At 36.6% G+C, this 13489-nt stretch carries 15 protein-coding genes and 3 pseudogenes; 15 read left to right on the top strand and 3 right to left on the bottom strand.

Going from position 1 to position 13489, the window contains the following annotated elements; all coding sequences use genetic code 11:
- Nucleotides 1-704: pseudogene (locus FKV70_RS19535) on the bottom strand (IS5 family transposase); the annotation flags it as partial.
- On the opposite strand from FKV70_RS19535, the gene FKV70_RS27135 reads away from it, so the two are divergent.
- The 8 genes and pseudogenes from FKV70_RS27135 (at nucleotide 703) to FKV70_RS19490 (ending at nucleotide 7140) form a co-directional block, all read left to right on the top strand.
- Nucleotides 703-1020: a DUF2569 family protein gene (locus FKV70_RS27135; RefSeq protein WP_142613919.1), complete on the top strand. Its 318-nt coding sequence runs from the start codon at nucleotides 703-705 to the stop codon at nucleotides 1018-1020. The pseudogene FKV70_RS19535 and the gene FKV70_RS27135 sit on opposite strands and share 2 nt — an antisense overlap.
- Before the next feature lie 208 nt (nucleotides 1021-1228).
- A complete protein-coding gene (locus tag FKV70_RS19525; protein ID WP_142613918.1) occupies nucleotides 1229-1696 on the top strand; it encodes a DUF2691 family protein in 468 nt (155 codons plus the stop codon).
- An 807-nt stretch (nucleotides 1697-2503) separates the two neighbouring features.
- A pseudogene (locus tag FKV70_RS19520) lies at nucleotides 2504-2950 on the top strand (DUF6557 family protein).
- 597 nt (nucleotides 2951-3547) lie between these two features.
- The gene (locus FKV70_RS19510; protein WP_142613916.1) at nucleotides 3548-3916 is read left to right on the top strand and encodes a hypothetical protein; all 369 of its coding nucleotides are present in this window, start codon (nucleotides 3548-3550) and stop codon (nucleotides 3914-3916) included.
- 247 nt (nucleotides 3917-4163) lie between these two features.
- Nucleotides 4164-4508: a hypothetical protein gene (locus FKV70_RS19505; RefSeq protein WP_142613915.1), complete on the top strand. Its 345-nt coding sequence runs from the start codon at nucleotides 4164-4166 to the stop codon at nucleotides 4506-4508.
- Nucleotides 4509-4615: 107 nt separating this feature from the next.
- Complete coding sequence (locus tag FKV70_RS19500) at nucleotides 4616-4969, top strand: hypothetical protein (protein WP_142613914.1); 354 nt, start codon at nucleotides 4616-4618, stop codon at nucleotides 4967-4969.
- 184 nt (nucleotides 4970-5153) lie between these two features.
- A complete protein-coding gene (locus FKV70_RS19495) occupies nucleotides 5154-5825 on the top strand; it encodes a hypothetical protein (RefSeq protein ID WP_142613913.1) in 672 nt (223 codons plus the stop codon).
- Nucleotides 5826-6684: 859 nt separating this feature from the next.
- Nucleotides 6685-7140, top strand: coding sequence for an NUDIX hydrolase (locus FKV70_RS19490; RefSeq protein ID WP_142613929.1), 456 nt, complete (start codon nucleotides 6685-6687; stop codon nucleotides 7138-7140).
- A gap of 142 nt (nucleotides 7141-7282) precedes the next feature.
- On the opposite strand, the pseudogene FKV70_RS19485 reads toward FKV70_RS19490, so the two are convergent.
- Nucleotides 7283-8031, bottom strand: a pseudogene (locus FKV70_RS19485) (SDR family oxidoreductase).
- A 238-nt stretch (nucleotides 8032-8269) separates the two neighbouring features.
- Here FKV70_RS19485 and FKV70_RS19480 point away from each other — a divergent pair.
- The gene (locus FKV70_RS19480) at nucleotides 8270-8839 is read left to right on the top strand and encodes a TetR/AcrR family transcriptional regulator (RefSeq protein WP_090738668.1); all 570 of its coding nucleotides are present in this window, start codon (nucleotides 8270-8272) and stop codon (nucleotides 8837-8839) included.
- 94 nt (nucleotides 8840-8933) lie between these two features.
- On the opposite strand, the gene FKV70_RS19475 is transcribed toward FKV70_RS19480, so the two are convergent.
- On the bottom strand, nucleotides 8934-9341 hold the full coding sequence (locus tag FKV70_RS19475; protein WP_142613912.1) for a hypothetical protein: 408 nt from the start codon (nucleotides 9339-9341) through the stop codon (nucleotides 8934-8936).
- A gap of 289 nt (nucleotides 9342-9630) precedes the next feature.
- Here FKV70_RS19475 and FKV70_RS19470 point away from each other — a divergent pair, with 289 nt between their 5' ends.
- The 6 genes from FKV70_RS19470 to FKV70_RS19440 all read left to right on the top strand — a co-directional run bounded on the left by FKV70_RS19470 (nucleotide 9631) and on the right by FKV70_RS19440 (nucleotide 13339).
- Nucleotides 9631-10044 (top strand): GNAT family N-acetyltransferase, encoded by a 414-nt coding sequence (locus FKV70_RS19470; protein WP_063212768.1) that lies wholly within the window; start codon nucleotides 9631-9633, stop codon nucleotides 10042-10044.
- A 187-nt stretch (nucleotides 10045-10231) separates the two neighbouring features.
- Nucleotides 10232-10771, top strand: a complete 540-nt coding sequence (locus FKV70_RS19465; protein ID WP_142613911.1) for a DMP19 family protein — start codon at nucleotides 10232-10234, stop codon at nucleotides 10769-10771.
- 127 nt (nucleotides 10772-10898) lie between these two features.
- Entirely contained in the window at nucleotides 10899-11348 is a 450-nt protein-coding gene (locus FKV70_RS19460; RefSeq protein WP_142613910.1) for a hypothetical protein, read from the top strand.
- 49 nt (nucleotides 11349-11397) lie between these two features.
- Nucleotides 11398-11547: a hypothetical protein gene (locus FKV70_RS19455; RefSeq protein WP_244310788.1), complete on the top strand. Its 150-nt coding sequence runs from the start codon at nucleotides 11398-11400 to the stop codon at nucleotides 11545-11547.
- Nucleotides 11548-11919: 372 nt separating this feature from the next.
- Complete coding sequence (locus FKV70_RS19445; protein WP_162305685.1) at nucleotides 11920-12300, top strand: hypothetical protein; 381 nt, start codon at nucleotides 11920-11922, stop codon at nucleotides 12298-12300.
- Nucleotides 12301-12874: 574 nt separating this feature from the next.
- Nucleotides 12875-13339, top strand: coding sequence for a hypothetical protein (locus tag FKV70_RS19440; protein WP_142613908.1), 465 nt, complete (start codon nucleotides 12875-12877; stop codon nucleotides 13337-13339).
- Nucleotides 13340-13489: the final 150 nt, after the last annotated feature.

Raw genomic sequence — 13489 nt, 5'->3', positions numbered from 1 at the left:
TTTTTCATAGCGAGTGGCCAAGCGTCGATAGTTTTTTACTTTGTTGAAAAAGCATTCAATTAAGTGTCGCTCTTTATACGTTTCAGAATCTAACGGGCGCTTTACCCGCCGATTGCGTTTGCTTGGGATAACCGGAGTGATCGCTCGGCTTTGCAAAAGCTCCAGAATGACATTGGTATCGTAGGCGCGATCAGCCAACACTTCGCCCGGGCAGAAGTCCAGTTCATGAAGAAGGCGATAGCCGGTGACAGAATCGTGGTCTTGTCCTGGCGTCAATTCGAAACGCAGCGGATAGCCGAGCGCATCCACCATCGCATGAATTTTGGTAGTTAATCCTCCGCGCGAACGTCCGATTGCTTGCCGGTCCTGCCCCCTTTTGCGCCCGCTCCATGTTGATGGACGCGGACGATGGTGGCATCGACCATGACCTGCTCCCAATCCGGCTCGATGGCGACATGCTTCAGTATTTCACCCCAAATATTCGCTTTTTGTAGCCGCCAGAAAAAGCTGTAGGCTGAAGACCAAGGGCCATAGTAACTCGGTAAATCCCGCCATGGCGCGCCCGTTCGAGCAACCCAAAGCACGGCATTGAGCATCTGGCGCCGATCCTTGGGCGGACGTCCTCCCTGTTTTTTTCGGGCTGGGGGCAACAGGGGGTCAACTATATTCCATTCTTCATCCGTTAACTCGTATCTTCGTCTCATGTGCCTTATTTTACTAGATTTCTACGAGTTGTACAGTTTGCGTACAGGCCCTAGAACTATTTCTGTCGGAATATATTTATTTTCTGAAGTCTTAATTATTGTTTCTCTAGTGCTTATATTGAAGAAGAAAAGGAAAGGACCAAATATAATAATTCAAATTGAAATAATCACTATAATATTTGGATTTTTAAACTTCATTTTCACAATTAACAAAATAGATGAACTCCCAAGTTTAATCTCTACAATTATTTTTGGATCAATATGGATTTTGTATTTTAAAAACTCAAAACGAGTCAAAGCAACATTTGAAAGTTAATCAAGAAGGCATTGGCATCAGATAACAAAATATTTACGCATCGGGCCATTCGGCCCTCGGTCCGGCAGAGACATTTTGGGGGAGTGGAAGCAGCCGGACAACACTGCACTGGCTAAGTCCGTCGGACTCGGCGCATTCGCTCCTTAAGCCAGTGAGGGTTCATGAATACAAGAACATTATCAGAAATCAGCGTGAAGTGGGTGAATAAATGAATAGAGGCATAAGTTTTGAAATTCCAAATTCTTATGGAAACCATCTTGGAGAGATTTTAAAGCCAATAGATATAACTACTTTCAGTTGGTTTATTGGTGGAGAAGAGTCATATTTTATTGTTGATGATACTTTAGGGGGGAGTCTCTTTCCAGACATGGTTACTGGAATAGATGGAGAAGATCTTAAAAAGATTATTGATTACAACAAGTACTACTTAATATTTGCGAATTTAAAGGCGTATCCAAAAGGAGCAAATATAATAGATGTAATGTCATATGAAGAATATATTGCGAGTGAGTGTCAGATTATTCTTCTTGTGATTGATAGTGTGTACATAACAGTTTACTGCAAAGACCTTGAAAAACTTAAGGACTTATATGATCACATAAAGAGAAAGGGATATAAATCTCTGGAATATATAACTGATGAAAATGATACAAGGACAAGACTATCAGTTTGGTGATTAAAACAAAAAATGATTGTTGTAAGTAATTCAAGGAAGACGCTGAAATCGGATAACATAATATTCAAGCTGCGGCTCTAATGGAGCCTTGGTCTGCGGAATGAATTTCGGAGAGGCATTTCAGCAGACAACCCCGTTGGGGTTCATGAATATAGAAACGTTATAACTGATTCATGTAGATCATTAGATGGCTCCGTCTATGTATCAAACTACCAACGATCAGACATTCATAAGTTTGATAGTAATGGAAATCTAGAATTTATCCAGCAAGATATGTTTGATACAGCCTATGGTTTTGCTGTTTCTGAGGATCTAATTTGGGTGGTTTATCCAACAAGGAATACAATAAAGTGTTATAACCTAAAAACATACAAAGAATTGTATTCTATAGGAGACATTGAAGGAACCTTATTTAACTTACCTGAAAGTTTATACTTTTACGACGACCTTCTTTACGTCTGTGATATGGGAAATCAACGAATATGTACTATAGACCCGGAGAGTAAAGTAATAGATTCTTATAAAGAATTTAGAGAACCGGTATGGGCATATATAATATCTAATAACTTTGAGATCGTAAGACTGAAGTCAGGAATTTTTCGGGTATAACTGTCCACATCGCCTAACATCACATTCCTACTGCGGGACATTCGCCCCTTGGTGCCTGACGCATTTCAGGGGAGAGGATTAAGGTGACACATTGGTTTCTCTAAGATAAGAGCTATCTAAAGGAGACCAGCATCAGGAATGTACATACGTTATCGGAAATCATTGAAAGACCTATTAAAATAACAGGAGTTCAATTTCATGATCACTTTTAAGAAGATTTTAAGTAAAGTCGTTTTCGAAGCGACTTGGGATAAGCTGATTGAATATTATCCCGATATGTCTCAAATAAAGAGGAAGTATCAAAGTGTTTATGAATCACTGCTTTCAAAAACTCCAGTAAAGAATGTAGAGGAGATGACCATTCATATAGACGAGGTTGAATCTAATGACTCTCTTATTAAAGGCTATATTCAATATCGAGTACATGGGAAGAATAATTCTCTCGAATGGGGTGGATACTGGGACATCTCCGCAAATAACTGGGGGGAGTGGCTGGGCTTTTATATAGATCATAAAGTACTGGAGAATTTTTAAAGCGAACAAATTGTAGCTCTTTGTTTATATGAAATGACATGGTTTGGTTTTTCTGAAGAGCAAATAAAAAGCAGAGCTTATAACCTTAACCTTGAGGATGATAATAAATAATTTTAATAAGTAAAACTCAATGGAGATAATGGCATCCGAGAACGAATATTCAAGCGGAGGCGTATGTTAAAATGATAAAAAGAAAAATTGGGACCGAATTTGTAGGAGGTAGAACATATGAAATGGCTAGAAGTTGAGAACTGTTTCCTGACTAATTTGTTCTGGTTTCTATAATTAATTATCATGAGGAAGATAACAAAAATAGTACATGACGTTGCGCCGATTCGCACAATATCAGAACAAGATGCGAATAAAGAATTTTTTTAAATGAAACCTGGAAATTGGTGCTCCATACATCAAATCAAGACTTTGTGATTCACCTCCGCAGAGATGAAACAGCAAAATTTTATTATTGACTTGAAAATATTAGAACTATGTAAGTGAATTAAAACGAGGATGTCGCCGAAAACATATAACAATGCCTCTAAACAGCGGGGCACTTTGCCTCTTGGTTATTAAGTGTCAAGCAGAAGCATATTCAGATAACACACGACCTGACCTAAGTAAGAACTATCTGAGGTCAGATCACTTCATAGACGCCGAAACGTTATGTGAAATCAGCTAGGAATAAAAAGATTATATTTAGGAGCAAGTACTATGAGGCGAATTTACAAGCATATCGAAGAATACACAGATCAGGAAATAAAAGATATTTTAACTCGTCAAGAAGTAGAAGAACTTATATATTTACCACTTTCAGTTGGAATGTATCATCACAATTGGAAGTTTGCTCAAGATATATGTCTTAAATCAGCGCAACATGATAATCCAATTGTAAGAGCTAATTCTGTATTGGGGTTAGCACATATAGCAAGAACTAAAAAACAGTTAGATAAAAGACTAGTAAAACCAATCATTTTGAAAGAATTAAAAAATAATATAGAACATAAAGGAATAATATTAGATGCTATTAGTGATATAAATTTATTTATGAAGTGGGAACTAGCAAGGAAGCATAATTATTAGTTGGCTCGAAGTAGAACTGACCTCATATAACATCGCATCTACGCTGCGGGCGTTGCCCTTGATTCACTAGAAGTGGAAAGCAGAGAAGCCGGGATCAACTCACAACCCTGCGAGGCCTAAGTCCGTTGGCCCCGGCACTTTGCGCCTTAAGCCTCTCGGATTCCTAGATACAAGAACGTTATGTGAAAGGGAAGCAAGAATTAGTTTTAAAACAGATATAAAATCCAAAAGAGGGAGAGATAGCACAATGAAGTTTAGCCATAAGAAATTCTCCTGTGACACCGAGATTTATTACAAAGATAAGGACATAATAGTTAGATTTTTCGATAGCTCCAAAGAACAAGAAGAAGATGACATAATAAATTTGGTTATAGTTGACCCTGGGTATGGCTATCTTTGTTTGAAATATAAAGGAGATGCAGCACCCTTAAGTGGATTTCTAGATGAAGATGTTTTCTCATCAGATGACTATATAGATGCAGCAATTAGTTTTATTGAAGTCTTAAGTCCGAATTCAAAGTATGTTTATACCCCATATCATATTACACTCTTTAAACAAACCGGTTTTATTGAATACAATGGAGAATACTAAAATAGATTGTAGGAAATTCGAAGAAGCATTTCAGCAGACAACCCCTTTGAGGCTTTCATGTATACAGAAACGTTATGCGAAACTGCTTAAAGATGGAGGAATACCAGATGTTTTTGAATTCTCATGTCTTTGAGTTAGCTAAAAAATTAAATACAGAAGAGATTCATAAGCAATGGACAGGCTTAAGAAGAAATTCTGTATTCTATCACTTGGTCTGCTATATTAACAATTCAATTTCTTTATGTCTAAGTGCTAATTATACGAGTTCAATATTGTTTTTAAGAAGAGCACGTAAAGAAATTATTAATATTGAAACCAATTCAAATAAGATACCAGATCAATATGGAGATAAATTTATCAAACTCTGTAATAATTATTTGAATGAGTTAGAGACATTTATAAAAGATAATCATTTAGTGCCTGATGAAGATTTTGAGTTTATTTTAAACAAAGAATTGTAGATATCGGTTCAAAAGAGTCCTCAAAGAAGCTTCGCATAACATAATATTCAAGCTGCGTCTCCTTCGAAGCCTAGGTCTGCGAGTTGGGTTTCGAAGAGGGATTTCAGTAGATAGCCCCTTTGAGTTCATGAATACAGAAATGTTATCAGAAAGTCTATGAGGAGAGAAATAATGAAGCTATTTCATGGAACAAGTCTTAATTAAAGAAAACAATCCCTTACAGCCACAAATACATACTCCTCTTGGTATAATTGAATTTTCACTCACAGCCTCTGATAACTTCTATCATCCAGAACAAAGTTATAAACTCAAAAATGGTGGGTCATTATATAAATATTATTATGATTCATTTGATTGTGAACTAATTGTCTGTAGTCCCAAGCTGAGTCTCGCTTTACATCTGACAGTAGAAGAATGTTGGGGAGCAGTATTTAGAATAAAGCCTCATGCGAACACTCAAATAAGTACGTGCAGCTTTTCTGCTTCTTGGAAGGAGGGTTGCAGTTGGACAGATTATGGATTTAATACTGGGGAAGATCTTGAAGCTGTCGAATATGAGAATCAGGTATACCGTTTACACTTAGGAACACAAGACGGGGATATGTTAATGGCAAGAAGAAATCAAGGAGATATGATTCCTAAATCGCTATGTTTGAACTCTGACTTTGAAAAGTACGGTTTTATCCTAAGTTCTGATAAAGGCATTAAAATTCCTATGACACTAATTGATTCTAATGAGATATGCCAAGTACATTTTTTAGTTGCTTGGAATAAGAATATCGAAGAGGATGTTTCAACGTGGTTGGCTGTGGACCAGTTCTCAAATGAAATATTAAAGGGAGAAGAAATTTTGTGAATATCTTTAAAATTGTCATAGTCCATCTGATAACCTAGTACTCACGCATCGGGCATACGACCTTGGCCCAGCAGAAGGATTTTGGAAAAGGAGATAGCTGCAGGACAGCCCAGCATTCGCTGGGATGGTGAATACAGAACCGTTAGATGAAAGCACTCAAATAAAACCATCTAAAAAGGATGCAAAGAAAAAATGATTAAATCTATTAGCATTGATGAATGGATTGGGACCACATTCAATGAAGAAATAGTTATGAATCCTACGTGGGCAGACACTTTAAGTTTTTTTAAAAAAACTCGATGGAGATAAATTTACATTATTTTTTTTGAGGTATCAGATACAGATTCAGCATTGGTTGGAGGCGGACCGGAATATTTTATAGTGTCTATTACAATTGATGGTAATATATATACTCTTATGAATGATAAACAGGGAAACAGTGAAATTCTTCTGGTTGCTGGTGGCCAGTTAGGCAATTATTGCGATAACATTTGTATAGAATTAATTCCTATGCTTGAAGTAATAAAGTATTATTATGAAACTGGAAAACTACTCGAAACACATAAATGGAAACGAGAATAATAATTACTTAACTCGAAAAAAGTGAACGTCATCTAACATAGCATTCAACGCATCTGGCTGGGACAAGCCCGACCCTTAGCCCGGAAGATGCATTTCGGAAGGGCGGATTCACCGGAAACATTCAACCGGCTAAGTGGCAGAGCCACCCAGACTACGTGCCTTATTCATTGACGAAAGTAGATTTTAGAAGTGAATCCGTCATATAACGTTAAATTCAAGCAGCAGGCTCCTAACGGAGCCTTGGTCTGTTGGAGGATCTCAAAGGGGCGTGAAGATATTGAATTACATAAGAGAATTAAGAGAGTTAGTAGGTACCCGACCTATAATTATGGCAGGAGCATGTGTGATTCTCATAGATGATGAGGGACGATTATTATTGCAACAAAGAACTGACAATGGTCTATGGGGATTACCAGGAGGTTCCATGGAGCCTGGCGAGAGTATGAAGGAGGTTGCAAGCCGGGAACTTTTTGAAGAGGTAGGCTTAGAAGCTGAAGAGTTAGAATTACTTGATATATTTTCAGGCCCGGAACTTTACTATCGATACCCTCATGGAGATGAAGTATATAACGTAGTTGTAGCTTATATATGTAAAGAATACAGTGGAATAATTAGAGGCGATGGAAATGAAGTACAAGATGTACAATTTTTTGATTTAAACAAGATACCCAATCAAATAAGTCCTCCTGACCTACCGATAATAACAAGATTTTTAAATGAAGTAAGATCATAGAAATATTTGTAAACATGGGTGTTACTGCTTGGCGCTTTTTCTTATTCCACGTGCAAGTTGCAGTAAAATGAACATGAAGTAGACGGAGATAAGTGTTTACTTCATGTTCTCCTAAATTTTTGAAAATTGAATTACAGATGGATCAATGGATCTTTGGAGGTTCAGAATTCATCGTATCGTTAAGCTGGGTCACAAAAACATTTTCGTTCGGGCCAGGGTTATTTCGAAACATTTTCGCTTCTTCCACCAGAACTTCGTCTGTATCCGTGCCAAGTATCTTTATTGTTGCATCAATGAATGAAGCTAGCGGCATCGCCCGTGGTTCATCGTTGTTGCTTTGAACCCATGGGGGCACAATTTCTATTACTTTTACCGATGTGTCTTTAAGCATGTACCTTTGGGACAGCGTATAGGTGTGAAGTGCTGCCTTCGTCGCGGAGTATACAGCAGTTGTCGCTAACGGTACAAATCCAAGTATTGAAGTCGTGTTGATGACAACCGCTTCTTCTTTGGCCTTCAAATGCTCGATGAATGCAGAAGTCAACCGAATGGGACCTAGCAAGTTTGTAGTGACAGTCGAAATCAAAAAATCCTCATCGATCACGCCCGCCGCGTCATCGGACTGTATGATGCCGGCGTTGTTAATCAAGACGTTTACATCCGGGTATTCTTCAATTAACTGCTTGGCGGTCGCCTTTATGCTGGCAGGATCTTGTACATTCAATTCCACTGCGGACATGCCGGGATTCGCTTTAATCGTCTCCTCCAGACGCTCTTTACGTCGACCAGAGAAATAACTTTATTTCCAAGATTGTGGAGAGCTTCTGCTAACGCACGTCCAATTCCCGAACCGCCGCCTGTAATAAAAATCGTGTTTCCTGTAAGTTTCAATTTTTAAACCTCCTAATTCAATATGATTTAAATCATTCAAAAGATTGTAAAACAATAGCTTTCATGATTACAGCTCCTCTAGAATTGAACATATGTTGAATCATCAACATAAATTTTATAAAGTGAATGTATCAGAGCGGTATGTGGGGTTCAATGGTTAAAACAAGCGTGGTTGTTGATTTTTCAACAGAGGACTTCGAAATGTTCATTTTTTCGGATGGTACAAAGGGGGAAGGATATGGACAGGCGTATTCAAAAATCGAGGCAAGCCATTATTGATGCTTTTATGAGGCTGATGTCAGAAAAGGAATTCGAGAGAATTACGATCAATCAAATTGCGGAGGAAGCGAATGTCAATCGCGGAACGGTTTATTTGCATTTCGCTGATAAGTACGATCTGCGCGATCAATGCATGGAAGCTCAAATTAACGAGTTACTACGCAATTGTATGTCTGAAGATAACTTCTTTCATCTCCCTTCCAAAACCGCACTACTGCGTACGTTTGAATATTTGGAGCAGCATGCTTCATTCTACTCTATAATGCTGACGAACAAGGGAAGTACGGTTTTTCGAAACCAAATAGAGACAATGTTCCGGCAAAGTCTGTGCGAGCATCTGGATTCGATCAACCTCGATCAGGATATGAACAGGGACATTACGGTGCAATTTTTAATTTCAGCGGCAGTGGGGGTATTGGAATGGTGGATTACCCGTTCGATGCCGTATCCGGCATCGGTCATAGTTGAACAATTTTGGAAATTGCTGAATTGTGGTGTCGAGGGAAACGAACCAACATCGTCCATTTGAGTCTCTAAATTTGAGGCTTTTTTGAGGCTGGCACCCATAATGAATATAATAAAAAGGAATGTTTTCATTTTATACTAATATTAGAGCAATAGTGTCAAATATAATGTAACCATCTAATCGAATATTGAGCTACAGCAGATTTACTAACATCTTGATTAGGAAAAATAACCCTATAATATTGAATAGCTGCAGAATAAACATAGTCTATATCTATATACTTAGGACTTCCGATGCTTAAGAAACCACCAAGTCTTATATACCTAGCAAATATTGTGGGTTGGTCATGAGAAATAGAAATTCTCACCGCTGTACCAATTTTATACATCTCTCCAGCGCCTATGGTCACAGGTGTATTTGTAGAAAACATAACAAAAGATTCTTTTTCCGTCTGGTTTTGATGTATTGTTTTCACATAAAGATCACCGGATATTTCCAATGGCCCTCCATCCAAGTTGTGCCCATAAGAAATGCCGATTAATGTTACTTCAAGCATCACAGCCATTTCTACATCTCCTTATGACTTATTTCCTGCCAAAAATCGACCATGGACTAAATTATTTTGCTACCGAAAGGATACTGTTTCAAAGGAATAAATTCTATATATAATCATACATGCCATAATTACACTCTTTTGATTGTTCTAATCGATACGATTATATTCTTGAGATAATTCCAATATGTAAAAATTTTAAAATAAAAAAATAAAAAAGCTCAATTAAAAAGTTAGTGTTTGACGTGCTAAGTGTTACCAAGAAGATATTTAATGAAAAGCGTGAAAGGGAGGATTTACAATGCAGATTGATTTTGCAATTGAATCAGATTATGAGTATATCTCGTTAAGAGACAAGCACATACATAAGACACTGATAAGACCCAAAATAAAAGAAAATGAAATCCTAATAATCAGAAAATACAATCAAGAAATAGGTTGGATGAGATACGGATTTTTTTGGGACAACACACCATTTATGAATATGATATGGATAGATGAGGAGTATAGAGGAACAGGTATTGGTAAAAAAGTTGTCCACTATTGGGAAGAATTAATGAAACAAAGAGGGTTTGAAATGGTTATGACCTCAACACAGTCGAATGAAGGAGCTCAACATTTTTATAGGAAGCTTGGATATAGAGATGCTGGATGTTTAATGCTTGAGAACGAACCTCTGGAAATAATACTGACAAAGGAGTTGAACCAAAATTAACGTTGAGAAAAAACAATGAGAGAAGTGACCTTTAAAATATAATATTCAAGCTGCGTCTCCAATGAAACCTAGGTCTGCGAGTTGGGTTTCGAAGAGGTATTTCAGCAGACGACCCTTTTGGGTTCATGGATACAAAAATATTAGACGACACCATGGAAACCAAAATTATGAAATCAAGGTGAATATGATGAGCACCCCAAATCATGTTATAAAGCTACTAATTCCGCCCCATAATAACTTTTCGGCTGCAGATCTTGTGGAACACATAGGTAGTGTTATCTATGGAGAAGAGGCTAGCTCGATAAGAGATACGATTTATAAGGTACCCGAATCTTTGAGGACTATTATTTTGTTAATAGACTTCGATACAGAATTATCAATGAATGGGATTCTTGGGTTTCTGGAAAATTCCACTGGAAAGTACTTGAATGAAACCATTTCTGCTTTAAAGCTAATTAAAGCAGAAAAAGATTTGTCTATTCTAGAGGAGATAAAAGAACTCGTTGAAGGTATTCATTTTAATGGGCAAATAAAAATAGAACCATACCAAGTTACAACATTTGAAGAGAGACATGACATAAATGAAAGGAAGCTTGAAAGAATTAAAGATTTGGCCGACGGACTGTATGTATATTCAATAGATAGAGATATTTTCGACTGCTTAATCGGTTATCTTTCTAACAACTGGATTGTATTGTTGAAAGAGCTCATGGATGTTTGTAAGTAACTCGCAGAAGTGGTTGTATTATCTAATCCAGCATGCGCTGGGCGTCATGAATACATCCTCGGTTCGGTAAGAAAATATAGGAAGCTGTGTATTTCATTTAAATTAAATACGGTATGGAAGTGAATTGATGGAGGAACCAATTATAACTTGTATAAGTATAGGTGTATATGCTCATGCACTTACAAGGGGCAATAAATACATCGTAAAAAAAGAAGAACAGGATAAGTATAGAATTATTGGGAATCATGGAAAAGCAGTTTGGATATCAAAAGCTCATTTTATTGAAGGAAATATAGAAGTGCCTTATTTAGAAAAATGGAAGTTTGATGATGATCCAAAGGAGTTTGATTTGGTGGAGGTGACCCTTACTTTTTCGGATGGAAGTGAACGATGGAGTTTGGTGGCAACCCCTCAAAAATTAGTAAATCACTTTGAAAAAGAAATGGGAATATCAGGACTTAATATTAAACATCTAATTATAGCGAAGACAATGGACCACGATGATATTGAAAAAATATTAAAATATTTAGAGGCCAATGATGAATTAACAGAAGCAAGCAAAGCGTTGGAATGTTAATTGGAGAAAACAAACGCAACGTTTTGTTGCTCGAAGAAAGGGGGAAATTATGATAGGTGAATTACTTGGTATTGGTAATACTGCAAGTGTCTATGAATGGGGGGAAACCGAAGTAATAAAGATTTTTCATAATCAAAGCTGCTCAATGCACGAGGCAAAAAATGCTGAGATTATAAATAACTTAAATCTAATAAAGTAGAATGAAGAATATATAGGGTCAACATCTTAGAAGTATTTCGGAAGAAATGAACTTCTAATAATATAAATTCACGCTTCGGTCTGTGTGATTCCTTAAATCTGCCAGATGAGATTTATCTCAAAGGGGGATTTTAGCAGATACCCCCCAGCGAAGTTCATGAATACAGTGACGTTATCTGATATGCGATTAAATGATTAATTTTTATTTATAGGAGGGAAGGGCAATGAAGCGACTAAATCTGAGTACAATAATTAGTTCTTTCATATTAGGTTTATCAATTGTTATTAGTGGCTTGTTTATTAGTCACACTAGAGACAAAGAGTTGAATAAAGACGGAACAAATCATAGCAATTAGTAAAATAGGAGGTCATAATGATGGGAATCTTTAAAGAATTTGAGGCGAAGAAGGCTGCGGGAGAAGAATTATTTTTAGACGATCTTACGCAAGAAGATCTCAAAACGATGTTTATAGATGAGCAGATATCAGATTATATGATAGCTCAGCTTTTTGATGTAAAGGAATCAAAAATTACATATAGACGAAGAAAATACGGAATTACTATTAGAAACTCGACACTTGACGATTATCTACTTGTTAAAACTGAACATGCAAAACAAATGAATGATAGAGTAAAAGCTGAGCTTTTAGTTGAAGAAAACTTAACAATGATTGCTAAATCACTTACACATTTTGCTTTTAGAAATGGTCCTGTTGAAGATATGCATGCAAATCCAAATAATTCAACTCTCTGAAACTGATATGGAGACTTTAAATAAATTCATGGTAAATAGAATGGCGTACATTTTTAAATTAATTATTGCAGAGCGATGGATTGAACTTGATTTTTTGATAAGGAATACAGATCAATGGTATGGTCGCGGATGGGATGATGCTATACCCGATGATGGGAATACAAGAAAAATAATTGAGTCAATGTTAAAGAAACAATAAAAAATTTTTGGGCTATTCCAAGTACCATCATGTAACAATTTTTTCTGGATAAATTTGTAGAATATGAAATTCTTAATTCTGAAGAGAAAGACAATCAAGAATTCATAGACATGTTGTTGTAATGGGTCCCGTAAGTGATGAAGAAGCAACGTAATTAAGTACGAATTTACACTGCGGCCTATAGTCACTTGGATTGCTCGGAGGTATAAGCTAGGAAGGAGATTCAAGCAATCAACATTGCAAGTCTTCGATCTGGTGTTGAAGTCTCTTAAACCTTTCAGGTTCGAGAATGTGGAAACGTTTGGGGAATAAGCAAAACATATATGAAATTCAATAAAATTGGAATATATAAATTTAGTATTAGGAAGTGATTAAATGAACAAAGATATATTACTTGATTGGGATAGCCAATATAATGCGATGAAGCGAACCATGAATGGCTTTTGGATAACCTATAGGAAATGGCGCGATGAAAATAAAGACGATTATCATAGTAAATTTATGGGGAAATTGTATGATGAATTCATTAGTTTGGAGGAACGAGCCATATACCTCAAATACAGTTTTAACGCAGGGGAAGCTGTTGTGGTTTGCTCCATTAATATATTTTATCTAGAAGAGAACATCGGTACTTACGACTTAGAGTTCTTTTTACATGGCGAAGTAGCTGATGACTATTTAGACTTTGAAGATACTCTACTCAAAGATAGGATAACTAAAGTAAAACATAATTTGAGAATTGCTAGAAATGCCTTAAAGGTAGGAATCGAAGTATTAGATATTTCAAAATTCACTGATATTCCTCCTGAATATATTGAGATTTTGAAGAACAGAATATAGTTAACATAAAGGAAAGATGAAATAAAAATGAATTAGAAGGTGGGGCTTCTTATAATGTGAATTCAACTGCGTCACCTGACAGAGTCAAGGGTTGCTAGAAGGCACCTCGAAAAAGGAATTTTAGTGGAAATAATTGTAATTTTAAAAAAG

Source organism: Paenibacillus ottowii, assembly GCF_006874425.1.
In the GTDB taxonomy this organism is placed as follows: domain Bacteria; phylum Bacillota; class Bacilli; order Paenibacillales; family Paenibacillaceae; genus Paenibacillus; species Paenibacillus ottowii.
Note: the sequence above shows the minus strand (reverse complement) of the source record. Positions and strands in the feature narration are given on the sequence as shown.

Excerpts from the sequence above, each read along its gene's own strand:
- FKV70_RS27135 (WP_142613919.1), top strand. The coding sequence starts at position 703 with ATGTGCCTTATTTTACTAGATTTCTACGAGTTGTACAGTTTGCGTACA.
- FKV70_RS19525 (WP_142613918.1), top strand. The coding sequence starts at position 1,229 with ATGAATAGAGGCATAAGTTTTGAAATTCCAAATTCTTATGGAAACCAT.
- FKV70_RS19510 (WP_142613916.1), top strand. The coding sequence starts at position 3,548 with ATGAGGCGAATTTACAAGCATATCGAAGAATACACAGATCAGGAAATA.
- FKV70_RS19505 (WP_142613915.1), top strand. The coding sequence starts at position 4,164 with ATGAAGTTTAGCCATAAGAAATTCTCCTGTGACACCGAGATTTATTAC.
- FKV70_RS19500 (WP_142613914.1), top strand. The coding sequence starts at position 4,616 with ATGTTTTTGAATTCTCATGTCTTTGAGTTAGCTAAAAAATTAAATACA.
- FKV70_RS19495 (WP_142613913.1), top strand. The coding sequence starts at position 5,154 with ATGGAACAAGTCTTAATTAAAGAAAACAATCCCTTACAGCCACAAATA.
- FKV70_RS19480 (WP_090738668.1), top strand. The coding sequence starts at position 8,270 with ATGGACAGGCGTATTCAAAAATCGAGGCAAGCCATTATTGATGCTTTT.
- FKV70_RS19475 (WP_142613912.1), bottom strand. The coding sequence starts at position 9,341 with ATGGCTGTGATGCTTGAAGTAACATTAATCGGCATTTCTTATGGGCAC.
- FKV70_RS19470 (WP_063212768.1), top strand. The coding sequence starts at position 9,631 with ATGCAGATTGATTTTGCAATTGAATCAGATTATGAGTATATCTCGTTA.
- FKV70_RS19465 (WP_142613911.1), top strand. The coding sequence starts at position 10,232 with ATGAGCACCCCAAATCATGTTATAAAGCTACTAATTCCGCCCCATAAT.
- FKV70_RS19460 (WP_142613910.1), top strand. The coding sequence starts at position 10,899 with ATGGAGGAACCAATTATAACTTGTATAAGTATAGGTGTATATGCTCAT.
- FKV70_RS19455 (WP_244310788.1), top strand. The coding sequence starts at position 11,398 with ATGATAGGTGAATTACTTGGTATTGGTAATACTGCAAGTGTCTATGAA.
- FKV70_RS19445 (WP_162305685.1), top strand. The coding sequence starts at position 11,920 with ATGATGGGAATCTTTAAAGAATTTGAGGCGAAGAAGGCTGCGGGAGAA.
- FKV70_RS19440 (WP_142613908.1), top strand. The coding sequence starts at position 12,875 with ATGAACAAAGATATATTACTTGATTGGGATAGCCAATATAATGCGATG.